Source organism: Streptomyces sp. NPDC030799, from assembly GCF_055572255.1.
Genome location: NZ_JBVIDS010000002.1, coordinates 307,204 through 329,459, shown reverse-complemented (window position 1 = coordinate 329,459; position 22,256 = coordinate 307,204). Strand labels below are relative to the sequence as shown.

At 71.3% G+C, this 22,256-nt stretch carries 24 protein-coding genes and 1 pseudogene; 11 read left to right on the top strand and 14 right to left on the bottom strand.

What is annotated here, in order from left to right:
* Positions 1 to 114: 114 nt before the first annotated feature.
* Positions 115 to 1,158: an NUDIX hydrolase gene (locus tag ACZ41I_RS05410; protein WP_399763010.1), complete on the bottom strand. Its 1,044-nt coding sequence runs from the start codon at positions 1,156 to 1,158 to the stop codon at positions 115 to 117.
* 141 nt (positions 1,159 to 1,299) lie between these two features.
* Positions 1,300 to 1,485, bottom strand: a complete 186-nt coding sequence (locus ACZ41I_RS05405) for a hypothetical protein (protein ID WP_363219761.1) — start codon at positions 1,483 to 1,485, stop codon at positions 1,300 to 1,302.
* 204 nt (positions 1,486 to 1,689) lie between these two features.
* Between ACZ41I_RS05405 and ACZ41I_RS05400 the strand changes: the two genes are divergently transcribed.
* The 3 genes from ACZ41I_RS05400 to ACZ41I_RS05390 all read left to right on the top strand — a co-directional run bounded on the left by ACZ41I_RS05400 (position 1,690) and on the right by ACZ41I_RS05390 (position 5,092).
* On the top strand, positions 1,690 to 2,043 hold the full coding sequence (locus ACZ41I_RS05400; RefSeq protein WP_363219760.1) for a hypothetical protein: 354 nt from the start codon (positions 1,690 to 1,692) through the stop codon (positions 2,041 to 2,043).
* Positions 2,040 to 2,810, top strand: a complete 771-nt coding sequence (locus tag ACZ41I_RS05395; protein WP_468513206.1) for a maleylpyruvate isomerase family mycothiol-dependent enzyme — start codon at positions 2,040 to 2,042, stop codon at positions 2,808 to 2,810. The genes ACZ41I_RS05400 and ACZ41I_RS05395 overlap by 4 nt, the downstream gene beginning before the upstream one ends.
* A 215-nt stretch (positions 2,811 to 3,025) precedes the next feature.
* Positions 3,026 to 5,092 (top strand): NPCBM/NEW2 domain-containing protein, encoded by a 2,067-nt coding sequence (locus ACZ41I_RS05390; RefSeq protein ID WP_468513205.1) that lies wholly within the window; start codon positions 3,026 to 3,028, stop codon positions 5,090 to 5,092.
* A 149-nt stretch (positions 5,093 to 5,241) separates the two neighbouring features.
* On the opposite strand, the gene ACZ41I_RS05385 is transcribed toward ACZ41I_RS05390, so the two are convergent.
* A complete protein-coding gene (locus ACZ41I_RS05385) occupies positions 5,242 to 6,189 on the bottom strand; it encodes an ROK family protein (RefSeq protein WP_399763016.1) in 948 nt (315 codons plus the stop codon).
* Positions 6,190 to 6,407: 218 nt separating this feature from the next.
* Between ACZ41I_RS05385 and ACZ41I_RS05380 the strand changes: the two genes are divergently transcribed.
* Positions 6,408 to 7,457 carry a LacI family DNA-binding transcriptional regulator gene (locus tag ACZ41I_RS05380; RefSeq protein ID WP_468317622.1) on the top strand — a complete coding sequence of 350 codons (1,050 nt, stop codon included), beginning with the start codon at positions 6,408 to 6,410 and terminating at the stop codon, positions 7,455 to 7,457.
* Positions 7,458 to 7,464: 7 nt separating this feature from the next.
* Positions 7,465 to 8,253 carry a hypothetical protein gene (locus tag ACZ41I_RS05375; protein ID WP_468513204.1) on the top strand — a complete coding sequence of 263 codons (789 nt, stop codon included), beginning with the start codon at positions 7,465 to 7,467 and terminating at the stop codon, positions 8,251 to 8,253.
* 43 nt (positions 8,254 to 8,296) lie between these two features.
* Here ACZ41I_RS05375 and ACZ41I_RS05370 read toward each other — a convergent pair whose 3' ends face one another.
* The 6 genes from ACZ41I_RS05370 to ACZ41I_RS05345 all read right to left on the bottom strand — a co-directional run bounded on the left by ACZ41I_RS05370 (position 8,297) and on the right by ACZ41I_RS05345 (position 12,929).
* Positions 8,297 to 9,595, bottom strand: a complete 1,299-nt coding sequence (locus tag ACZ41I_RS05370) for a DUF6986 family protein (RefSeq protein WP_468513203.1) — start codon at positions 9,593 to 9,595, stop codon at positions 8,297 to 8,299.
* 183 nt (positions 9,596 to 9,778) lie between these two features.
* Complete coding sequence (locus ACZ41I_RS05365) at positions 9,779 to 10,741, bottom strand: electron transfer flavoprotein subunit alpha/FixB family protein (protein WP_363219752.1); 963 nt, start codon at positions 10,739 to 10,741, stop codon at positions 9,779 to 9,781.
* Positions 10,742 to 10,794: 53 nt separating this feature from the next.
* Positions 10,795 to 11,580 (bottom strand): electron transfer flavoprotein subunit beta/FixA family protein, encoded by a 786-nt coding sequence (locus ACZ41I_RS05360; RefSeq protein ID WP_363219751.1) that lies wholly within the window; start codon positions 11,578 to 11,580, stop codon positions 10,795 to 10,797.
* Positions 11,581 to 11,797: 217 nt separating this feature from the next.
* Positions 11,798 to 12,307 carry a flavin reductase family protein gene (locus ACZ41I_RS05355; RefSeq protein ID WP_399763025.1) on the bottom strand — a complete coding sequence of 170 codons (510 nt, stop codon included), beginning with the start codon at positions 12,305 to 12,307 and terminating at the stop codon, positions 11,798 to 11,800.
* Positions 12,308 to 12,351: 44 nt separating this feature from the next.
* Positions 12,352 to 12,432, bottom strand: coding sequence for a putative leader peptide (locus tag ACZ41I_RS05350; protein ID WP_363219762.1), 81 nt, complete (start codon positions 12,430 to 12,432; stop codon positions 12,352 to 12,354).
* 83 nt (positions 12,433 to 12,515) lie between these two features.
* Positions 12,516 to 12,929: a TlpA family protein disulfide reductase gene (locus ACZ41I_RS05345; protein ID WP_468513429.1), complete on the bottom strand. Its 414-nt coding sequence runs from the start codon at positions 12,927 to 12,929 to the stop codon at positions 12,516 to 12,518.
* A 75-nt stretch (positions 12,930 to 13,004) separates the two neighbouring features.
* Here ACZ41I_RS05345 and ACZ41I_RS05340 point away from each other — a divergent pair, with 75 nt between their 5' ends.
* On the top strand, positions 13,005 to 13,430 hold the full coding sequence (locus ACZ41I_RS05340; protein ID WP_363218515.1) for a DUF4395 domain-containing protein: 426 nt from the start codon (positions 13,005 to 13,007) through the stop codon (positions 13,428 to 13,430).
* A 187-nt stretch (positions 13,431 to 13,617) separates the two neighbouring features.
* Entirely contained in the window at positions 13,618 to 14,346 is a 729-nt protein-coding gene (locus ACZ41I_RS05335) for a lysophospholipid acyltransferase family protein (RefSeq protein ID WP_399763027.1), read from the top strand.
* 111 nt (positions 14,347 to 14,457) lie between these two features.
* Here the strand turns inward: ACZ41I_RS05335 and ACZ41I_RS05330 are convergent, their stop codons facing one another.
* From ACZ41I_RS05330 to ACZ41I_RS05315, 4 genes are all read right to left on the bottom strand, one after another.
* Positions 14,458 to 15,051: a transglutaminase domain-containing protein gene (locus tag ACZ41I_RS05330; protein WP_468317614.1), complete on the bottom strand. Its 594-nt coding sequence runs from the start codon at positions 15,049 to 15,051 to the stop codon at positions 14,458 to 14,460.
* A gap of 75 nt (positions 15,052 to 15,126) precedes the next feature.
* Positions 15,127 to 16,197, bottom strand: a complete 1,071-nt coding sequence (locus ACZ41I_RS05325; RefSeq protein ID WP_363218512.1) for a threonine aldolase family protein — start codon at positions 16,195 to 16,197, stop codon at positions 15,127 to 15,129.
* Positions 16,194 to 16,949 (bottom strand): SDR family NAD(P)-dependent oxidoreductase, encoded by a 756-nt coding sequence (locus ACZ41I_RS05320; protein WP_363218511.1) that lies wholly within the window; start codon positions 16,947 to 16,949, stop codon positions 16,194 to 16,196. Before ACZ41I_RS05320 ends, ACZ41I_RS05325 begins: the two co-directional genes overlap by 4 nt.
* Positions 16,950 to 17,002: 53 nt before the next feature.
* Entirely contained in the window at positions 17,003 to 18,400 is a 1,398-nt protein-coding gene (locus ACZ41I_RS05315; protein WP_468513202.1) for a DUF6421 family protein, read from the bottom strand.
* Positions 18,401 to 18,792: 392 nt separating this feature from the next.
* Here ACZ41I_RS05315 and ACZ41I_RS05310 point away from each other — a divergent pair, with 392 nt between their 5' ends.
* On the top strand, positions 18,793 to 19,476 hold the full coding sequence (locus ACZ41I_RS05310; RefSeq protein WP_363218509.1) for a glycerophosphodiester phosphodiesterase: 684 nt from the start codon (positions 18,793 to 18,795) through the stop codon (positions 19,474 to 19,476).
* 84 nt (positions 19,477 to 19,560) lie between these two features.
* Here the strand turns inward: ACZ41I_RS05310 and ACZ41I_RS05305 are convergent, their stop codons facing one another.
* Complete coding sequence (locus ACZ41I_RS05305) at positions 19,561 to 20,100, bottom strand: GNAT family N-acetyltransferase (protein WP_399763031.1); 540 nt, start codon at positions 20,098 to 20,100, stop codon at positions 19,561 to 19,563.
* 70 nt (positions 20,101 to 20,170) lie between these two features.
* On the opposite strand from ACZ41I_RS05305, the gene ACZ41I_RS05300 reads away from it, so the two are divergent.
* The 3 genes and pseudogenes from ACZ41I_RS05300 to ACZ41I_RS05290 all read left to right on the top strand — a co-directional run bounded on the left by ACZ41I_RS05300 (position 20,171) and on the right by ACZ41I_RS05290 (position 22,235).
* Positions 20,171 to 20,563 carry a VOC family protein gene (locus ACZ41I_RS05300; RefSeq protein WP_399763033.1) on the top strand — a complete coding sequence of 131 codons (393 nt, stop codon included), beginning with the start codon at positions 20,171 to 20,173 and terminating at the stop codon, positions 20,561 to 20,563.
* A gap of 43 nt (positions 20,564 to 20,606) precedes the next feature.
* A pseudogene (locus ACZ41I_RS05295) lies at positions 20,607 to 21,109 on the top strand (VOC family protein); the annotation flags it as partial.
* Between the two features lie 73 nt (positions 21,110 to 21,182).
* The gene (locus tag ACZ41I_RS05290) at positions 21,183 to 22,235 is read left to right on the top strand and encodes an aldo/keto reductase (protein WP_468513201.1); all 1,053 of its coding nucleotides are present in this window, start codon (positions 21,183 to 21,185) and stop codon (positions 22,233 to 22,235) included.
* Positions 22,236 to 22,256 lie beyond the last annotated feature (21 nt).

Here is a 22,256-nt window from a genome sequence, read left to right as displayed (position 1 = left end):
GCACACCCGCCTCGCAGACCTCGTGCACCGGCTCAGCGACGAGGAGTCGGCCAAGGCCCTGGCAACCGCCGGACCGTTCGGCCCCGGCATCGGCGGCCGTGCCGTAGCGGCGGCTCAGCCGACCGGTACCCCCGCCTCCAGGTACAACGCGGTGCCCCGCTCGCGGGCACGCAGGGCCCAGCGCAGCCGCTCGTAGCGGACCGGTGGGAGCATCTCCGCCGCCTCCTGCTCGCTGGCGAAGCGCCAGCCGCGCAACTCCGGGCCGGGCAGCAGGACCCGGGACGCCTCGCCGGACTCCAGCAGGCCGCCGTCGAACAGCAACCGCAGCCCGCCGAAGCCGGGCGGCACCGGCCGTTCCCAGTCCACCACGAGCAGCCGGGGCACCTCCCGCAGCCGTATCCCGGTCTCCTCGGCGACCTCGCGCATCCCGGCGCGGGCCGGTGCCTCGCCCCGCTCGACCACCCCGCCGGGAAACTCCCAGCCGGGCTTGTAGGTGGGATCCACGAGCAGCACCCGGTCCTGCTCGTCGAAGAGCAGCACCCCGGCGGCGAGGGTCTCGGCGGTCGGCTCGGGGGTCTGCACGATGTCGCAGGGCGGTACGGCTCCGCTGCCGACGGCGTCGGCGATGCGGACGGCGGTCTCGTGGGGGGTGAGGGCGCTGGTGTCCACGGGATGGGCGTCAGTGGTGAGCCAGGAGGCGAGGGCGGCGCGGTAGGGCTCGATGTGGTCGTACGACCACTGCCGCACGCGCATCTCGCCGTCGGGCAGGGCGGGCGGGACCTCCCGCCCTGCTATCCGCTCGCGCAGGATCGTTTCAGCCGGGGCGAGCAGCAGATGGTGCACGGCGATTCGGCGGGCGGCGAGGCCGCCGAAGATCTCGTCGCGGTACTCCTGGCGGAGCAGGGTCATCGGCACCACGAGCGTCCCGCCCAGCTCGGCGAGCATCGCGGCCGCCGTGTCGACCACGAGCCGGCGCCAGATCGGCAGGTCCTGGAAGTCGCCGACCTCGGCGAGACGCTTGGCCGGCAGCAGGTGCGTGAGCGCTCCGCCGACGATCTCGGGGTCGAAGAGCGTGCTGTTCGGGATCAGTTCGATCAGTTCCCGTGCGGTGGTGGTCTTTCCCGCACCGAACGCGCCGTTGATCCAGACGACGGTCACGGACTCCCCCTCTTGTGTTGGCCCCCTGAGGCTTGCCCGCTCCACCCTGCCACGGAAACGCCGCCACGGTGAGGGCGCCGGACGGGAGTGCCGGTGCCCCCTCGGCGGGGGCACCGGCACACGTGCCGTGGGCCGTTGGACCTACTCCTGTTCGGGGGCGTCGTCGGCGGCGGGACCGTCCCCGACCGGGTGACCGGCCGAGTCGACGGTGTCCGAGACCTTGAGGTCGCCGACGGGGCGGTCGCCCGCCCCGTGGGAGGGGGTGACGGCGGCCACGACGAATCCGGTGGCCAGGCTGGCGATGGCGAGCATGCTGCGCTTCTTCATGCGCTGGTCAACTGCGGGACCCGCCCAGGGGTCACGCGGGCATCCGGGCAGCCGTCCGGCACCGGTCCTGGTGCGGCGCTTCGCGCCCCCGTCAGGGGGGACCGCCGTGCCGAAATCCACTGGCCCCCTCTGCGGGGGCGCCGGTATCGTCCGGCATCCCGCCCTGCCGGCTCCAGCGGCAGGCACGACCAGAAATGCGACGTCATGACGAGCCGGACCCTGACGACGACCCTGTGGCGCCCCACCGGGCCCAAGGAGCTGGAGCTGGTCCGCGCACTCGACTGGCGGGCGTGGCCGCCCCGGCTCCCGGAACAGCCGATCTTCTATCCGGTCCTCAACGAGGACTACGCCGTCCGGATCGCCCGGGACTGGAACGTCAAGCACGACGGCGCCGGTTTCGTGACCCGTTTCGAGGTGGACACGGAGTTCGTCGCGAGGTATCCGGTACGGCAGGCAGGCGGCGAGACGATCCTGGAACTGTGGGTGCCCGCCGAGGAGCTGGACGAGTTCAACGACCACATCGTCGGCCGCATCGAGGTCGTGCGGGAGTTCCGGTGAGCGGACGCCCGTCCCTCGGCACACCAGACGATCCCGTCGAGGACGTCGTACGCTCGGGCGCCCTGCTCGTGCGCGCCGCGGCCGGTCTGTCCGACGCCGGGCTGCGCGCCGCGTCGGGGCTGCCCGGATGGACGCGCGGGCATGTGCTCGCCCATGTCGTGCACAGTGTCGACGCCTACGTGTGGCTGTTGCGGCTCGCGCGCACCGGCCGCGCACCGGGCCCGCGCGCGGACGCGACGGCGCTGTCCGCGGCGGTGGAGCGGGACGCGGCGCTGGCCGCCGAGGCGCTCGTGACCCGGCTGCGGGCGAGCCTGGACCGGTTCGCGGCCCAGGCGCGCACGATGCCCGCCCCCGCCTGGGACCGTCTGGTCCCGGCACTGGCCGGCTGGCGGCACCCTGCCTGGTACCTGCTGCTGCGCTGTCTGCGGGAGCTGGAGACACATCACCTCGACCTGGGCGTCGGCCACGGCACCGCGCAGTGGCCGGACCGCTATGTCCGCTGGGCGCTGGACGACACCCTCACCACACTGCGCGCCCAGGGCTTCCCCCTCACCTCGGTGGAGGCCGTCGATCTCGGCCGCTGCTGGCCGGTGTCGGCGGACGGCCCCTCGGTCGCCGGGGCCGGGCACCAGGTGCTCGGCTGGCTCAGCGGACGGATTCCGGCGGACGCGCTGACGGCCGACCGCCCCGCACGGCTGCTGCCCCGCCCGCCCGCCTGGCCCCGGCCGCCGCTGCCCGGCTGGGGTCGCGTCGACGACGGCGCGTGAGCCTCGGAAGCGAACACACCCGAACGCCCTCTCGTCGTCGCGGGGCCACACAGCGCAGCCGTCAAGGGATTTGACGGGATGTCGCACAGTCGGGACACAGCTCTTCCAACATAGTCCGACACGTCCTACCGTAAACGCGCACCAATGACACGTACATGCCGCCCTCGTGGCCGCATGCCGTGATCCACCTTTCGCGAGTCGGAGGAACGTCAACGATGCGTCACCCTCACACCCGCACCACCCGCCGCAGAGTGCTCGGAGCGCTCACCGCGGGACTGCTCTGCGCGGCGGGCCTCGCCACCGCCGCCCCGGCGGCCCCCGCCCAGGCCCGTGCCGGCGTTCCCGGCCTGGCCGACGGTCTCGCCCTCACCCCGCCGATGGGCTTCAACAACTGGAACTCCACGCACTGCCGCGCCGACTTCAACGAGAGCATGGTCAAGGGCATCGCCGACCTGTTCGTGGGCAAGGGCCTCAAGGACGCCGGCTACCAGTACGTCAACCTGGACGACTGCTGGGCGCTGCCGCAACGCGACGCCGACGGCAAGCTGGTGCCCGACCCGGCCCGCTTCCCGCACGGCATCAAGGCCGTCGCCGACTACGTCCACGCCAAGGGGCTGAGGCTCGGCATCTACACCAGCGCCGGCACCAGGACCTGCAACAGCGCGGGCTTTCCGGGCGCGCTCGGACACGAGTACGGCGACGCTCAGCAGTTCGCCGACTGGGGCGTGGACTACCTGAAGTACGACAACTGCAACAACCAGGGCGTCGACGCCAAGCAGCGGTACACGACCATGCGTGACGCGCTGAAGGCCGCCTCTCGGACAACGGGCCGGCCCATCGTCTACAGCATCTGCGAATGGGGCGAGAACAAGCCGTGGGAGTGGGCGTCGGGCGTCGGTCATCTGTGGCGCACCACGGGCGACATCAGTGACAACTGGGGCTCGATGCTCTCCATCCTGAAGCAGAACCTCCCCCTCGCGCCGTACGCCGGTCCCGGTCACTGGAACGACCCCGACATGCTGGAGGTCGGCAACGGCGGCATGACGGACACCGAGTACCGCTCGCATTTCTCCCTCTGGTCGGTCATGGCCGCGCCACTGCTCATCGGCACCGATCTGCGCAAGGCCTCGCCTGCGACCTTCGACATCCTTGACAACAAGGAGGTCATCGCCGTCGACCAGGACCCGCTGGGCAGGCAGGGGACGGTCGTCTCCTCCGCGGGCGGACGCTGGGTCATCGCCAAGGAGATGACGGACGGCAGCCGCGCGGTGGCCCTGTTCAACGAGTCGGGCACCGCCCAGCGGATCGCCACCACCGCGGCCGCCGTCGGCCTGTCCGACGCCCCCGCCTACACCCTGCGGGACCTGTGGCAGCACCGTGGCTACAACACCGCGGGCACCATCGCGGCCACTGTCCCCGCCCACGGCACGGTCCTCCTGCGCGTCTCGGCCGACCCGCACTGGTCCGCCAACCCGCCCGCCGCCGAACTCGGCCTGGACGCGAGCCCGTTGCTGGAGGCCGCCACCCCGGCCACACTGACCAGCACCGTCACCGACCTCGGCCGTACTTCAGCGCGCCGCGTGTCCGTGTCCCTGACCGGCCCCGACGGGTGGACCGTACAGCCGGCCTCGGCGACCACGGCCGCCACCCTCGCCACGGGCCGGACCCTGCGCACCGCCTGGAAGGTCACCGCCCCGCCGGGGACACCGACCGGGTCCTACGCCCTCGCACTCCGGGCGGACTACCGCTCACCGGCCGGAGAGCGCGTCACCAGTGCCCTCCCGCTGACGGCGTCCGTCGTGGTACGGCCGCCCGCCGGAACGTCGTACCTGAGCGGCCTGACGTGGCTGTCGGCGACGAGCGGCTGGGGACCGGTGGAACGCGACACCAGCAACGGGGAGAGCGCCGCGGGCGACGGCCACCCGATCACCATCGGCGGCACGGTGTATGCCAGGGGCCTCGGGGCCCATGCACCGAGCGACGTCTCCTTCTACACAGGCAAGGCCTGCACCAAGGTCACCGCGGACGTCGGCGTCGACGACGAGAAGGGCCCCAAGGGCACCGTCGCCTTCGAGATCCGGGCGGACGGCACGAAGGTCGCCTCGACCGGCGTCCTGACCAACGCGATGCCGGCCCAGCCGCTCACCGCCGACATCACCGGTGCCCAGGTCGTCGACCTGGTCGTCACCGACGCGGGAGACGGCAACGACTCCGACCATGCGGACTGGGCGGACGCGAGCGTCAGCTGCGGAGGGGCTGCGCCTGCCGTTCGGGGTGATTGAGACCGTACGCGACTGCGGGTGCGTGGGGGCCCTGGTCGCGCAGTTCCCCGCGCCCCCCGGGAGCTGCAGTGCCGTCGCCTTGGCAGCGGCACCTCCCAGCGAGCAGCGCCCTGTTCCGCCCCGACCCGGCGCTACGGCGAACCCCCGCCTCACACCCCCGCCGCGTCCGGTCGGCGCGCCAGCGCCGCCGCTGCCGCGCCGACCAGTCCCGCATCCGTGCCCATCTGCGCCGGCACGACCGTCAGCCGCTGCACGAAGGACAGCGTCGCGTAGTCGGTGAGTGCCTTCCGCAGGGGTGTGAGGAGGATGTCGCCCGCCTTGCCCACGCCCCCGCCGATCACCGCGATGTCGATCTCGACCAGGGTCGCGGTGGCCGCGATGCCGGCGGCCAGCGCCCGGGCCGCCCGCTCGAAGGAGGCCACGGCGACCGGATCGCCCTCGCGGGCCGCGGCGGCGACCGCGGCGGCCGAGGCGTCACCGTCGGGGCCGGGGCGCCAGCCCCGCTCCAGAGCGCGGCGGGCGATGTTGGGCCCGCTTGCGATCCGCTCCACACAGCCGCGCGAGCCGCACGGGCACGGGTCGCCGTCGAGGTCGACGCTGATGTGCCCGATGTGCCCGGCGTTCCCCGTGGGCCCGGGGTGCAGCTTGCCGCCCAGCACCAGCCCGCCGCCGACGCCGGTCGACACCACCATGCACAGCGCGTTGTCGTGGCCGCGGGCGGCGCCCTGCCAGTGCTCGGCGGCCGTGATCGCGACGCCGTCGCCGATCAGCTCGACCGGGAGACCGCCTACGGCCACGCACACCCGCTCGACCAGCGGGAAGTCGCGCCAGCCCGGCACGTTCACCGGACTGACGGTGCCCGCCGAGGCGTCCACCGGTCCGGCGCTGCCGATGCCGACGGAGTGCGCACGCCCCCACAGCGGCGATCCGGAGAGGTCGGCGAGTACGTCCTGCACCGCCCGCATGACCGTTTCGCCGTCGTGCTGGGCGGGTGTGGGGCGCTGGGCTCGGGCCAGGATCCGTCCGTGGCCGTCCACGAGACCGCCGGCGATCTTGGTACCGCCGATGTCGAGGGCCGCCACGAGGTCGGTGTGCATCAGAGTCAGACTCCCCGTTGAAGCTCGCAAACCAAGGAAAGACAGGCCGGTCAAGCGGTGGGGGCGCAGGCCGGAGACAGCGGTGGACAGTGTCTCTCGCATCTGACAACGTTGTCCAGGCTCTATGCTCGACGCCACATCCTCATACAAACCGAGGATCGACGCATCATCCCGTTGACAAGTCGGACAAGTCGTACGACAGGACAGGACGCCGCATCGTGCCCGAGACCACCCGCCGCGCAGACAGCCTTCCCGGCACCCGTTACGGCAACCGCCCGACGATGAAGGACGTGGCGGCGCGTGCCGGGGTCGGTCTGAAGACGGTCTCCCGGGTGGTCAACGGCGAGCCCGGAGTCACCCCGGACACCGAACGCCGGGTGCAGGAGGCGATCGAGGCACTGGGCTTCCGCCGCAACGACAGCGCCCGGGTGCTGCGCAAGGGCCGTACGGCGAGCATCGGCCTGGTCCTGGAGGACCTCGCCGACCCCTTCTACGGCCCGCTCAGCCGCGCCGTGGAGGAGGTGGCGCGGGCCCATGGCGCCCTGCTGATCAACGGCTCCAGCGCCGAGGACCCGGAACGCGAGCAGGAGCTGGCCCTCGCCCTGTGCGCACGGCGGGTGGACGGCCTGGTGGTGATCCCGGCCGGCGACGACCACCGCTATCTCGAACCGGAGATCAGGGCGGGCGTGGCGACGGTGTTCGTGGACCGTCCGGCCGGGCGCATCGACGCCGACGTGGTCCTCTCCGACAACTACGGCGGTGCCCGGGACGGCGTTGCCCATCTGATCGCGCACGGCCACCGCCGGATCGGGTTCATCGGCGACATGCCGCGCATCCACACCGCCGCCGAACGGCTGCGCGGCTACCGGGCGGCGATGGAGGACGCGGGGATACCGGTCGACGAGGCCTGGATGTCCCTCGGGCAGACGAATCCGGAGCGGGTGCGCCGGGCGGCGGAGGAGATGCTCTCCGGGCCCCACCCCGTCACCGCGATCTTCGCGGGCAACAACCGGGTGACGGTCACCGTGATCCGGGTCCTCGCCGAGCACGCCCGCCAGGTCGCCCTCGTCGGCTTCGACGACATCGAGCTGGCCGATCTGCTCCAGCCGGGCGTCACGGTCGTCGCCCAGGACGCGGCCGCCCTCGGCCGTACGGCCGCCGAGCGCCTGTTCCGTCAACTGGACGGCGGGCTCGTCGCACCGGAGCGCATCGAGCTGCCCACCCGGCTGATCACGCGCGGCTCGGGCGAGCTGCCGCCGGCCGACTGAGCCGCCCGTGACCGGCCGCACCCTGGAGGAGCTCGGTCTCGCCGGCGCGCCCCGCGACCATCCGCTGACCTGTCCCGGCGCCTGGCCGGCCGACTCCGGACTGCTGCACGGCGACCGGATGCTGCCGCTGGAGCGCCTGGTGTACGACGACCGGGTGCCGGTCCTCGCCGTCGGCTCCAACGCCTGTCCGGGCCAGCTGCGGCAGAAGATGGCGGAGTTCGGCATCGGTTCCCCGCTGCCCATGGTGCGGACCCGGGTGACCGGCCTCGATGTGGGCGTGTCCGCGCACGTCAGCCGGCTGGGCTATGTCTCCGCCTCCCCCGTCAAGTCCCCGCGCGCGTTACATGAGCTGTTCGTCATCTGGCTGGGCCGGCGCCAGCTGGAGGTGATCGACGCCAGCGAGGGCGTGCCACTGTGCGACGGCAACTTCCGTCGGGCCTGGCTGCCCGCGCCGGACGTGCGGATCGAGCTGCCGGACGGTTCCGTGCTCCCGGGGGCGTACGCCTACGTCAACCGGCACGGGGTGCTGCACAACGGCTCCGACACGCCGCGCCGCCACCCCGGCGACCAGCGCGCCCTGATCACGGAACTCCTTGCGGGATCGGCGCCCTTGCGCGAGCTGTTCGGGGTCACGCCCGAGGAGTTCTGCATGCGGGCCCGCCGCGACGCCGCGCTGTGCGCGCGAGGTACCCGGCTGTTCGCCGAGCAGAAGTGGGTGACGGAGTCGGGTCTGGAGCCGTACGCCGACGGCCGGCAGCCCGGTCCTGACCTGATCTGGGCCGGCTGCCGTCACTGATCTTCCCGGGATCGTTACCGTCCGAGGCGCTCTCGGCAGTCCCTCACTTCGCGGAGGCGGTGAGATCACCGCGCCGGGGCGACGCGAAGCCCTCCAGGTCGGCGCGGGTCAGGCCGGTGAGGCGGGCGACCTCGGCGATGTCGAGGGCGCCGCAGTCCAGGCCGCGCAGCAGGTAGCCGCTGAGGGCCTTGGCGGTGGCGGGCTCGTCCATCACGTCGCCGCCGGCGTGGTTGGCGTAGCGGGCGAGGCGGCCCGCCGCCTGCTCGAAGCCCTCGCGGTAGAAGGCGAAGACGGCGGCGTAACGGGTGGGGATGTGGCCGGGGTGCATGTCCCAGCCCTGGTAGTAGGCGCGGGCGAGGGCGCGGCGGGTGAGACCGTAGTGGAGGCGCCAGGCGTCGTGGACCTTGGCGGTCGGGCCGACGGGGAGGACGTTCGTCGAGCCGTCGGAGACGCGCACGCCGGTGCCCGCGGCGGCCACCTGCATGATCGCCTTGGCGTGGTCGGCGGCCGGGTGGTCGCTGGCCTGGTAGGCCGCGGAGACACCGAGGCAGGCGCTGTAGTCGAAGGTGCCGTAGTGCAGCCCGGTGGCACGGCCCTCGGCGGCCTGGATCATCCGGGCGACGGTGGCGGTGCCGTCGGTGGCGAGGATGGACTGGCTGGTCTCGATCTGGATCTCGAAACCGAGCCGGCCGGCGTCCAGGCCGTGCACCTTCTCGAAGGCCTCCAGGAGGCGGACGAAGGCGGAGACCTGCTCGGGGTACGTCACCTTCGGCAGGGTGAGGACCAGGCCCTCGGGCAGTCCGCCCGCCTCGATCAGACCGGTGAGGAAGACGTCGAGGGTGCGGATGCCCCGGTCGCGTACCGCGGCCTCCATGCACTTCATGCGGATGCCCATGTAGGGCGCCGCCGTGCCGTTCTCGTACGCCTCCGCGATCAGACGGGCCGCGCGGGCCGCCGCCGCGTCCTCCTCGGCGTCGGGGCGGGGGCCGTAGCCGTCCTCGAAGTCGACGCGCAGGTCTTCGATCGGCTCGTGTTCCAGCTTGGCGCGGACGCGGGAGTAGACCGGCTCGGCCAGCTCGCCGGGCAGGCCGAGCACCGCGGCGAAGGAGGCGGCGTCCGGTGCGTGTGCGTCGAGGGCGGCGAGCGCCTGGTCGCCCCAGGAACGGATGGTGTCGGCGGCGAAGGCGTCACCGGGGACGTAGACGGTGTGTACGGGCTGCCTGGTGCCGGGGTCCCCGGGATAGCGGCGCTCCAGCTCCGCGTCGACCGGTGCGAGGGAGGCGCTGATCTCCTCGCTGACGGCGCCCGCGAGGCTTGTCGCCACCTTCTCCTGCTGACCCATCCCACACCCTCCATTTTTCCGCTGTACGGAATCAACAATCCGTAGAACGAAGTTATCTGTGCGGTTCTCGCTGGTCAACACCCCGTCCGGACGCTGGTCGGCAGCCGGCCGGTCGTCACCAGGATGCACCGAGGCCCCCGTGACCGCGCCGGTCACAGGGGCCTCGTCGAGCCAGGGAGGCGCTCAGCCCTTGCGGGCCTTGATCTCCTCGGTCAGCTGGGGCACGACGTCGAAGAGGTCGCCGACCACACCGAAGTCGACCAGCTCGAAGATCGGGGCCTCGGAGTCCTTGTTGACGGCCACGATGGTCTTCGAGGTCTGCATACCGGCGCGGTGCTGGATGGCGCCGGAGATGCCGTTGGCGATGTACAGCTGCGGGGAGACCGACTTGCCGGTCTGGCCGACCTGGTTGGTGTGCGGGTACCAGCCGGCGTCGACGGCGGCACGCGAGGCGCCGACGGCGGCACCGAGGGAGTCGGCGAGCGCCTCGATGATCGAGAAGTTCTCGGCGCCGTTCACACCGCGGCCACCGGAGACCACGATCGCGGCCTCGGTCAGCTCCGGGCGGCCCGTCGACTCACGCGGCGTACGGCCGGTGATCTTGGTGCCGGTGGCCTTGTCCGAGAAGGTCACGGACAGGGCCTCGACGGCGCCGGCGGCAGGGGCGGCCTCGACGGCGGCCGAGTTCGGCTTGACCGTGATGACCGGGGTGCCCTTGATGACCCGCGACTTGGTGGTGAAGGACGCGGCGAACACCGACTGAGTGGCCACCGGGCCCTCGTCGCCGGCCTCCAGGTCGACGGCGTCGGTGATGATGCCGGAACCGATGCGCAGCGCCAGACGGGCGGCGATCTCCTTGCCCTCGGCGGAGGACGGGACCAGCACGGCGGCCGGGGAGACGGCCTCGTGGGCGGCCTGCAGGGCGTCCACCTTCGGCACGACCAGGTACTCGGCGTACTCGGACGCGTCGTGGGTGAGGACCTTCACCGCGCCGTGCTCGGCGAGCGTGGCGGCGGTGTCGGCGGCGCCGTTGCCCAGCGCGACGGCGACGGGCTCGCCGATGCGGCGGGCCAGGGTCAGCAGCTCAAGGGTCGGCTTGCGGACGGCACCGTCCACGTGGTCGACGTAGACGAGGACTTCAGCCATGGGATTGCTCTCCTGCGTAACGAAGTTGAGGGGCGGTCAGCGGGGGCGAGCCCTTAGATGAACTTCTGGCTCGCGAGGAACTCAGCGAGCTGCTTGCCGCCCTCGCCCTCGTCCTTGACGATGGTGCCGGCCGTACGGGCCGGGCGCTCGTTCGCGGCCTCGACCTTGGTGAACGCGCCGTCCAGGCCGACCTCCTCGGCCTCGATGTCCAGGTCGGACAGGTCCCAGGACTCCACCGGCTTCTTCTTGGCCGCCATGATGCCCTTGAAGGACGGGTAACGGGCCTCGCCGGACTGGTCGGTGACCGACACGACCGCCGGGAGGGAGGCCTCCAGCTGCTCGGAGGCGGCGTCGCCGTCGCGGCGGCCCTTCACGACGTCACCCTCGACGGAGACATCGGACAGCAGGGTGACCTGCGGGACGCCCAGGCGCTCGGCGACCAGGGCGGGTACGACGCCCATGGTGCCGTCGGTGGAGGCCATGCCAGAGATGACCAGGTCGTAACCGGCCTTCTCGATCGCCTTGGCCAGGACCAGGGAGGTGCCGATGGCGTCGGTGCCGTGCAGGTCGTCGTCCTCGACGTGGATGGCCTTGTCGGCACCCATCGAGAGGGCCTTGCGGAGCGCGTCCTTGGCGTCCTCGGGGCCGACCGTCAGAACGGTGACCTCGGCGTCGTCCGCGTCCTCCGCGATCTGCAGCGCCTGCTCGACCGCGTACTCGTCCAGTTCGGAGAGCAGACCGTCCACGTCGTCGCGGTCGACGGTCAGGTCATCGGCGAAGTGCCGGTCGCCAGTGGCGTCGGGCACGTACTTCACAGTGACAACGATCCTCAAGCTCACGCCGGCTCTCCTACTGCATCGTCATTTCCGGGCTGCCTCTTGCAGGCAGCATAGGCGCCTCAAGCGGCCGATCCCGGTCGGGGCGTCCGCGCGCTCCGACCGAAATATTACTCGTCAGTACACCCAGTTCATGCCCGCTAAGCAAGCGCTTTGAACTGTGACCTTCGCAACGCAGCGTAACCGGAACTCGACCGCTTCGCAGGACCGGGGAGCGTGATCAATCCCGCAGGCCGTTGAAGCGGCCCTGGTGGTAGAGGAGGGGACGGCCGGCGCCCGTGGGGTCGCCCAGGACCACCTCGGCCAGCACGATGCGGTGATCACCGGCGGGAACACGCCCGACGATCCGGCAGACCAGCCAGGCCAGCACGTCGTCGAGCACCGGTACGCCTTCCGGGCCCTCGCGCCACACGGTCGGCGCGCCGAAGCGGTCGGCACCGCTGCGGGCGAAGGTGGCTGCCAGCTCGCCCTGGTGCTCGCCGAGTATGTGGACGCCTATGTGCTCCGTCTCGGCGATGGCGGGCCAGCTGGAGGCGCCCGTGCCGATACCGAAGGAGACGAGCGGGGGCTCCGCGGAGACGGAGGTGAGGGAGGTGGCGGTGAAGCCGACCGGGCCGGCGTCACCACGTGCGGTGATCACCGCCACACCGGCGGCATGCCGACGGAAGGTCGAGCGCAACAGGTCGGGAGAAGCGAGCTGAACGGTGCCGAGGTCGGGCGAGGCCGTCATGGAGTTGTCCTTCTGATGGAGGTCACGAGTTGGGCCGTCGGTGCTCAGCAGCCCGGACAGGTGGCGCTCGCGGTGCGGGCCAGGTCGACGTGGACCCGGCCGTGGAGAAGGAGTTCGATCGGCATACGGTCAGGCTGACGATAGGTGGTGCGCCCAGTCAAGCGCGTTCCGGGATACGGAAGTCGCCGCTCCGTCTCCTGAGGCCCCCTCACACGGCCTCCCCCAGGGCCGCGATGACATCGGCCTTGCGGGGCTGTCCGGTGGCGCGCCGCACCACGCGGCCGTCGGCGTCCAGGACCAGGACGGTGGGCGTCTTCAGGATCTCCAGTGCGCGTACGAGGTCCAGACGGGCCTCGGCGTCGATCTCGACGTGAACCACTCCGGGGACCATCCCGGCGACCTCGCCGAGGATGCGCCGGGTGGCCCGGCAGGGCGCGCAGAAGGCGCTGGAGAACTGGACCAGCGTGGCCCGCTCACCGAGGTCGCCGCCCAGCTCGGCCGCGCCCAGCCGCTTGTCCTCGTCCCGCCCGCGCACCCGTACTCTCCCGCTCCGCCGCTTGTGCAGCACTCCGAAGGCGCCCGCCACGACGAGCACCGCCACGCACACCACCAGTCCGGTCATCATCTCCACCAGCATTCATGAGACTGCAAAGATTCCCGCCTCCCGCGGGGGTTCCCGTTGCGGAATGCTTGCTTCATGAACATCGACGTGAGGGGGCCGCGCTTCGGGGCGGCCGTGACGACGGCCGTACTGGCCGTGGCGCTGAGCCTGCAGAACACCTGGGTGCTGGGCTGGCAGACGGTGGCGTTCGCGCTCGGCGCCGCCGCGGGTGTGCAGCACTCGCCGTACGGCTGGGCGTTCCGCACGGCCGTACGGCCGCGACTCGGACCGCCGAGGGAGTTCGAGGCGCCGGAACCGCCCCGGTTCGCGCAGGCGGTGGGTCTGGTGTTCGCGGGGCTGGGGCTGGTCGGCTTCACGGTGGGACCCCAGTGGCTGGGACTGGCCGCGACCGGGGCGGCGCTCGCCGCAGCCTTCCTGAACGCGGCGTTCGGGTACTGCCTGGGATGCGAGTTCTTCCTGCTCCTGAAGAGGGTCACGGTGCGGACCGAGCAAGCGGAGTAAAGAGGACTTGAATATCGGAGGCGGGATATGGGCCGACGTGACGAGGATCTCGCCGCCGCGGGGCACCAGGACTGGCTACCCGTCCGTTCTTCGGGCACGATCTGCGAGACGCCGTAAACCTACGGCTGCGTAACTTTCCCGCCGGGAGCCCCTTTCCCGAGCAGAGCAGAGAGGGCCCACCCCGCCCATGGCAGAGCTGGTCTACCGTCCCGTCATCGGTCTCGCCAAGACGCTGTTCAAGGCCTGGGATCTGAAGATCGACTGCCAGGGGTCGGAGAACATCCCGCGCTCGGGCGGCGCCGTCCTGGTGAGCAATCACATCAGCTACCTGGACTTCGTCTTCAACGGCCTGGCAGCCCTGCCGCAGAAGCGTCTGGTGCGCTTCATGGCGAAGGAGTCCGTCTTCCGCCACCGGATCTCGGGACCGCTGATGCGCGGGATGAAGCACATCCCGGTGGACCGCAACCAGGGCGAGGCGGCCTACGCGCACGCGCTGGACTCGCTGCGCTCCGGCGAGGTGATCGGGGTCTTCCCGGAGGCCACCATCTCCCAGTCGTTCACGCTGAAGAGCTTCAAGTCCGGTGCGGCCCGCCTCGCACAGGACGCCGGTGTCCCGTTGATCCCGATGGCGGTGTGGGGCACCCAGCGGCTGTGGACGAAGGGCCACGCCCGCAACTTCAAGCGCGACCACCTGCCCGTCACCATCCGCGTCGGCGATGCGGTCGAGGCACCCCGCGACCAGTACGCCGGGGCCATCACCCGCCGGCTGCGCGAGGCCGTCCAGGAGCTGCTGGAGGCCGCACAGCGTGCCTACCCGGGCCGCCCCAAGGGCCCCGAGGACTCCTGGTGGCTGCCCGCCCACCTGGGCGGTACGGCACCGACGGTGGAGCAGCTGCGCACCGCCGAGGCGCGCTGACCTGCGTCGCTTCGGCCAGGTGGGGCTCGCGGCTTGAGCAATGTGTCCACCTGCGGGCCGGTCGCGGCTGATCGCGCAGTTCCCCGCGCCCCTGGGAAGCTGTAGTCGGCCTCATAGCGTGTCGGGGAGCGTCTTCCACAGGTACGGCCGGTCCGGGGCGGCTTTCAGGGCGTCCAGGACGACCGGATGCGGTGCGGCGTACAGCACCGGATGGTCCAGCTCGCCGGCCCCGGGGTCGGGGATCCAGGCCAGCCGCTCCCCGTCCAGGGAGAACTGGGCGTCCACGCCGGGCTTGTTGCCCCGTGGGTCCTGCCGGTGCCAGGCGCCGTGGAAGCGGACGGCGACCAGACCGTGCAGGGCATGACCGCTGCCGTCGTCGTGCGTCAGCCTCTGGTAGCACAGGGCCGTGGGGATGTCCTCGGCCCGCAGCAGGGCGGCCAGGGCGTGGGCCTTGGCGTGGCAGATGCCGGTGCCCAGCCGCAGGACGTCGGAGGCGCGCCAGGTGACGCGCATGTCGCCGGAGTCCTGGGAGTGCGGGACGGTGTCCCGTACGAACTCATAGGCGGCTCGCGCATATTCATACGAGTCGGCCGCGCCCTCGGCCAGCCTGGCGGCGGTTTTCCGCACGACGGGATGGCCATGGTCGATGGCCTCGTCGGCGGTCAAGTACGCGGACAGATCGGCGGTGTTCTGGATCAGCTCCATGCCCGCAGAGCATAGGAATGCGACCGCTCGACAGTCAATGACTTTTCGAGCGGCCGCATATCTATGCATCGCCGGTCAGCGGGCCATCTCCTCCTTGACCGCGGCCACGAACGTGTCGACGTCCTCCTCGCTGGTGTCGAAGGAGCACATCCAGCGCACGACCCCGGCGGCCTCGTCCCAGAAGTAGAACCGGAAGCGCTTCTGCAGCCGCTCGCTCACGTCGTGCGGGAGCTTCGCGAAGACGCCGTTCGCCTGCACCGGGTAGAGGATCTCCACGCCGTGCACCGCGCGGACACCCTCGGCGAGCCGCTGCGCCATCTCGTTGGCGTGCCGGGCGTTGCGCAGCCACAGATCCTTGGCCAGCAGCGCCTCCAACTGCACCGAGACGAAGCGCATCTTGGAGGCCAGCTGCATCGACATCTTCCGCAGGTGCTTCATCTGCCGCACCGCGTCCTGGTTGATGACCACGACCGCCTCGCCGAAGACGGCGCCGTTCTTGGTCCCGCCCAGCGAGAGGAGGTCGACGCCGACCGCGTTGGTGAACGTCCGCATCGGCACGTCCAGCGAGGCGGCCGCGTTGGCTATCCGGGAGCCGTCCAGGTGCACCTTCATACCGCGGGCGTGGGCGTGCTCGCAGATCGCGCGGATCTCGTCCGGCGTGTAGAGGGTGCCGAGCTCGGTGCTCTGGGTGATCGACACCACCTGGGGCATGGCCCGGTGCTCGTCCTCCCAGCCCCAGGCCTGCCGGTCGATCAGCTCGGGGGTGAGCTTGCCGTCGGGCGTGGGGACGGTGAGCAGCTTCAGGCCGCCCATGCGCTCGGGCGCGCCGCCCTCGTCGACGTTGATGTGCGCGCTCTCGGCGCAGATCACCGCGCCCCAGCGGTCGGTGACCGCCTGGAGCGCGACCACGTTGGCGCCGGTGCCGTTGAAGACCGGGAAGGCCTCGGCGGTGGCCCCGAAGTGGCTGCGGATGATCTGCTGGAGGTTCTCGGTGTACTCGTCCTCGCCGTACGCCACCTGGTGGCCGCCGTTGGCCAGGGCCAGGGCGGCCAGCACCTCCGGGTGGGCTCCGGCGTAGTTGTCACTGGCGAAACCGCGGACCTGCGGGTCGTGGTGGCGACGCGCGTCGGTCTTGGGAGGGTTCACGGCTTCTCGGTCAGCCACAGACGGTTTCCGTTCACTTCGGCGGCGGGCTTGCTCCAGACGCCCTCGATGGCCTCGGCGAGGTCCTTGACGTCCGTGAAACCCGCGAACTTCGCGTTGGGGCGTTCGGCGCGCATCGCGTCGTGCACCAACGCCTTCACCACCAGGATCGTAGCCGCGGACGTGGGACCTTCCTCACCCCCGGCCTTGCGGAAGTAGTCGGCCATGGCCAGCGTCCACGCCTCGGCGGCGGCCTTGGCCGACGCATAGGCGGCGTTGCCGGCGGTGGGCTTCGACGCGCCGGCCGCGCTGATCAGGACGTACCGGCCGCGCTCGCTGCGCTGCAGCGCCTCGTGGAAGGCGAGGGAGGTGTGCTGGACGGTCTTGACGAGCAGCAGCTCCAGGAAGTCCCAGTCGTCGAGGCTGGTCTTGGTGAAGGTCTCGCTGCCGCGCCAGCCGCCGACCAGGTGCACCAGGCCGTCGACGCGCCCGAAGTCCTTCTCGACGTGGGCGGCCCAGTCCCGGGTGGACTGCAGGTCGAGCAGATCCACCGTGTCACCGGTGACGGTGGCGCCACCGGAGGCGTACCGGGCCGCGTCCACGGCCTCGGACAGCCGCTGCGGGTCGTTGTCCGCGCCGACGACGGTCGCTCCGGCCTCGGCCAGACGCAGCAGGGTGGCGCGCCCGGCGGGTCCGCCCGCGCCGGCCACCGCGATCACGGCACCGCTGAGCGGCCCGTTCGCCCCGTTCCCCATGTTCTTCCCCTCTGCAGCAGTGTTCTGGACGCGTGAAGCAGTGTTCGGGTCGCTCACGCGGCGACCGGCTCGGCGCTGTCCGCCGTGATGCCCTTGGTGGAGGCGATCACATTCTTCAGCTTCTTGGACAGGGCCTCATAGAACATGCTCAGCGGAAACTCGTCCGGAAGCACGTCGTCCACCAGCTTGCGCGGCGGCTGGGTCAGGTCCAGGGCCTCCGGGCCCTTGGCCCAGGTGGAGCCGGGGTGCGGAGCGAGGTAGGTGCGGACCAGCTCGTAGCCGGCGAACCAGTGCACCAGCTTCGGGCGGTCGATGCCGTCCTTGTAGAGCTTCTCGATCTCGGCGCACAGCTGGTTGGTGACCTGCGGGGCGCGCTCCCAGTCGATGGAGAGCTTGTTGTCGGTCCAGCGGACGACGTCGTGCTTGTGCAGGTAGGCGAAGAGCAGCTGGCCGCCGAGGCCGTCGTAGTTGCGGTTGCGGTCGCCGGTGACCGGGAAGCGGAACATGCGGTCGAAGAGCACCGCGTACTGCACGTCACGGGCCTGCGGTACGCCGTCCGCCTCCAGCTTCACGGCCTCCTTGAAAGCGGTGAGGTCGCAGCGCAGCTCCTCCAGGCCGTACATCCAGAACGGCTGGCGCTGCTTGATCATGAACGGGTCGAAGGGCAGGTCGCCGTGGCTGTGGGTGCGGTCGTGGACCATGTCCCACAGCACGAAGGCCTCTTCGCAGCGCTTCTGGTCGTGGACCATGGCGGCGATGTCCTCGGGCAGCTGAAGGCCCAGGATGCCGACGGCGGCGTCGGTGACCCGGCGGAAACGGGCGGCCTCGCGGTCGCAGAAGATGCCACCCCAGGAGAATCGTTCCGGCGCCTCGCGTACGGCGATGGTCTCCGGGAAGAGGACCGCGGAGTTGGTGTCGTAGCCGGAGGTGAAGTCCTCGAAGGTGATGCCGCAGAACAGCGGGTTGTCGTAGCGCGTGCGCTCCAGCTCGGCCAGCCAGTCCGGCCAGACCATGCGCAGCACGACCGCCTCCAGGTTGCGGTCCGGGTTGCCGTTCTGCGTGTACATCGGGAAGACGACCAGGTGCTGCAGGCCGTCCGCGCGGTTCGCGGCGGGCTGGAAGGCCAGCAGGGAGTCCAGGAAGTCCGGCACCTGGAAGCCGCCCTCGGCCCAGCGGCGCAGGTCCTTCACGAGGGCCTGGTGGTAGGCCGCGTCGTGCGGGAGCAGCGGGGACAGCTCCTCGACGGCGTCGACGACACGCCGTACGGCGGCCTCGGCCTCCGCCGCGGCCGGGGCACCCTCGGCCGCGAAGTCGATCGATCCGTCCTGGGACTGCCATGGCCGGATCTGCTCCACGGCATCCTTGAGCACGGGCCAGGCCGGGTGCTCCACCACCCTGGTCAGCGAAGAAACCTGTCCCTCCGCACCCGCCTGCACAAGAATTTCCGTCATGTCCCATCCTCCACGGGAGAAGCTCGCGTAAGGACACCGTATGCATACCCGGTTTCAGCCAGCAAGAGGCAAGCTCAGGAAATTATTCTGTCGACGCCCATCACCACCGACATTTTTCCTGCCGTAAACCGTGACGACGCTCACTTCCGTCGATGGGGCCCGCTTCTGCCTCGCGGCGCCGCGGGGCGGTCAAGGGTGTGGAGGACTCGCCCACGGCAGGGTGACGGCGGGGGCGGATACCGGCCAGCTGACGGCGGCCACCCACCCGGATGCCTCGTGCACGTGCGGGTTCATCGCGGGGCACGGCCATTAGGCTGCGACTCTGCCCGCGGACGACGGCGTCCGCCCGTCCCGCGCGCGCCGAGCCGCCGTCGACGGAAGCGAGTTGAACCTTGAACTTCCTTACCATCGGTCACCGCGGGGTCATGGGTGTCGAGCCCGAGAACACCCTCCGTTCGTTCGTCGCCGCGCAGGACGCCGGCCTCGACCTGATCGAACTCGATCTGCACCTGAGCAAGGACGGTGCCCTGGTCGTCATGCACGACGCCGAGGTGGACCGTACGACCGACGGCACCGGACCGATCGCCGACAAGACCCTGGCCGAGCTGCGTGCCCTGGACGCGGGCCGGGGCGAGCGGGTGCCGGTGTTCGAGGAGGTGCTGGACGCGGTGCACACTCCGCTGCAGGCCGAGATCAAGGACGTGGCGGCGGCCCGGGCCCTGGCGACGGTGATGCACCAGCGCGATCTGGTCGGGCGTGTGGAGGTGTCGTCCTTCCACGACGACGCGGTCGCCGAGATCGCGCGGCTGGTGCCGGGCGTGCGCACGGCGCTGGTCGCCAGCCGCTACGGCACGGACGTGGTGGAGCGCGCGGTCGCCGTCGGCGCGGCGACCGTCTGCCTCAACATCCGCCGGCTCACCCTGGAGGTCGTCGAGCACGCCCGCGCGTCCGGGCTGCGGATCATCGGCTGGGTCGTCAACACGCAGGAGCATCTGCGCCTGGTACGCGCCCTGGAGCTCGACGGCGCGGCGACCGACTTCCCGCAGATCAAGCGCACCGGGCGCTTCACCGCGTAGGGCGTGCCGGACCCCGCGACGCCGGGATGATCCAAACGACACCCCCTGGGGGGCCGCGCCGGCGCGCGGGTCACACGGGAACGCTCACACGAGCTTCTTGACCAGCAGCTCGAACTGCAGGTCCGCGCGCTGCGGGACGCCGAAGCGCTCATCGCCGTACGGGAAGGGAGTCATCCTTCCCGTACGGCGGTAGCCGCGGCGCTCGTACCAGGCGATCAGATCGTCCCGTACGGAGATCACCGTCATGTGCATCTCGGTGACGCCCCAGGTCTCCCGGACCCGGCGCTCGGCCTCCGCCATGACCGTCTTGCCGAGGCCCGCGCCCTGCAGGGTGGGGCTGACCGCGAACATGCCGAAGTAGGCGTGGTCGCCACGGTGTTCGAGCTGGCAGCAGGCGACGATCCGGCCGTCCTGCTCCACGGTCAGCAGCCGGCTGTCGGGCGACTTGATGACCTCCAGCACACCCTCCGGATCCGTGCGCTGCCCCTCCAGGATGTCCGCCTCGGTGGTCCACCCGGCCCGGCTGGCGTCCCCGCGGTAGGCCGACTCGATCAGCGCGACCAGCGCGTCGACGTCGGCGTCGGTGGCATCTCGGAAGGTGGGTCCAGTGGCGGCGGTTTCCATGAGGCGGCCTTTCGGTCTCGGGCGTGGCAGAGCCAGGGTCGAGAGTAACCCTGCTCTAGGCTCCGCCTGCATGGTGCACGTACTCAGCAGCCGGACCCTGCTCACCCCCACCGACCCCGAGCGCTCCCGGGCCTTCTACGGAGAGCAGCTGGGGCTCGCCGTCTACCGCGAGTTCGGTACCGGTCCCGAGCGCGGGACGGTCTACTTCCTCGGCGGCGGCTTCCTGGAGCTCTCGGGAAGGTCCGAGACACCGCCGTCGCCCCCGGTCCGGCTGTGGTTGCAGGTGCCCGATGTGACGGCCGCGCACGAGGAGCTGCGCACAAAGGGCGTCGGCATCGTCCGGCCGCCGGTGCAGGAACCGTGGGGCCTGGTCGAGATGTGGATCGCCGACCCGGACGGCACCCGCATCGCCCTGGTGGAGGTCCCCGCGGACCATCCGCTGCGGTACCGGCCGGGACTCTAGCGTCCGGCGAGAAGGCAGGCCGTGGTGAACAGGGGCTTCGGCCCTGTTCGGTCGGCGGCCGGAGACAGATCCGCGGCAGGAGGCGGGCGGATACACGGTGCGCACCTGGGGGACGCGGCGGTCGCCGCGCTCACCCCGCGGTACCAGGAGTCCCAGCCGGTCGCGTGGCGCGCCGGGCTGTTCAACGCGCCCGGCACGCTGGGCCGGGTGGAGCCGGCGACCCGGGACACCCGGCGGGCCCGGGACTTCTGCACCAGGGTGCTCGGCTGGAGCGTCCGCGCCTCGCAGTGGTACACGCAGTGGGACATCGACGGCGAGGACTTCGGCGGCATGGCGGACATGGGCGACCGGTTCCCGCCCGAGGTCCCCCGCACTGGCTGCCGTACTTCGCGGTGGGCCACGTGCGCGACGGCCGAGGTCGCGGCGCGGGCGGGCGGTGCCGTCGCGCCGGCGTCCGTCTCCGTGCCGGACGGCCCGCGCATCGCGGTGCTGCGCGATCCGCAGGGCGCGGCGTTCCGGGTGCACCGGGCCGGTGCGGAGGGCTGAGCGGCGCTCTTGCCTTCGAGAACACTCCAGCCCCTAGCGTCGCACGCACCACTTGCCGGAAAGGGAAGCACACGTGCGGTACACACTGTTCGGACGGACCGGTCTGCGCGTCAGCGAGCTGGCGCTCGGCACGATGACCTTCGGGGAGGACCTGGGCTGGGGTGCCGACAACGACACCTGCGCCCGGATCCTCGACGCGTACGCCGACGCGGGCGGCAACTTCGTCGACACCGCGAACAACTACGCCTCGGGCAGCTCCGAGCGGATCCTCGGCGAACTGCTGGCCGGGCGCCGCGACCGGTTCGTGCTGGCGAGCAAGTACACCTGCGCCACCCACGACGGCGACCCCAACGCCGGGGGCAACCACCGCAAGAACCTCGTGCAGTCGGTCGAGGAGAGCCTGCGCCGGCTGCGCACCGACCGGCTCGACGTGCTGTGGGTGCACGCCCGGGACAACTTCACCCCGGTGGAGGAGGTGATGCGCGCCCTGGACGACGTCGTACGCGCCGGCAAGGTGCTCTACGTGGGGGTGTCGGACTGGCCGGCCTGGGAGATCGCCCAGGCCAACACCCTGGCGGAACTGAGGGGCTGGACGCCTTTCGCGGGCTCGCAGCTGCGCTACAGCCTGCTGGAGCGCACCCCGGAGCGTGAACTGCTTCCGCAGGCCCGGGCCTTCGACCTCGCCGTGCTCGCCTGGGCGCCGCTGGCGGCGGGCAAGCTCACCGGGAAGTACCGGCGTGGGGAGCGAGGCCGGCTGGACGTGCTGGGAGAACGGCCGAAGACAGGGGAGGAGGACGTGATCAGCGTCGTCCTGGACGTCGCCGAGCAGGGTGGCTGGAGTCCGGCGCAGGTGGCCCTGGCCTGGCTGCTGGCCCGGCCGGGGAACGTCGTCCCCATCATCTCCGCCACGAAGCCGGAGCAGCTGGCCGACAATCTCACGAGCACCGAGGTCCGGCTGGACGCGGACGCGGTGCAGCGGCTGGACGAGGTGAGCGCGGTCCCGCTGGGCTTCCCGCACGACTTCCTGCGCGAGCCGCCCGTCACACGCAACGTCTACGGCGACCGCTGGCCCGGCATCCAGGACCGCCGGTCGACATATCGGCGCACGGCACACGACGTGCTCTAGGTGTATTGGCCTGAAGCGTCA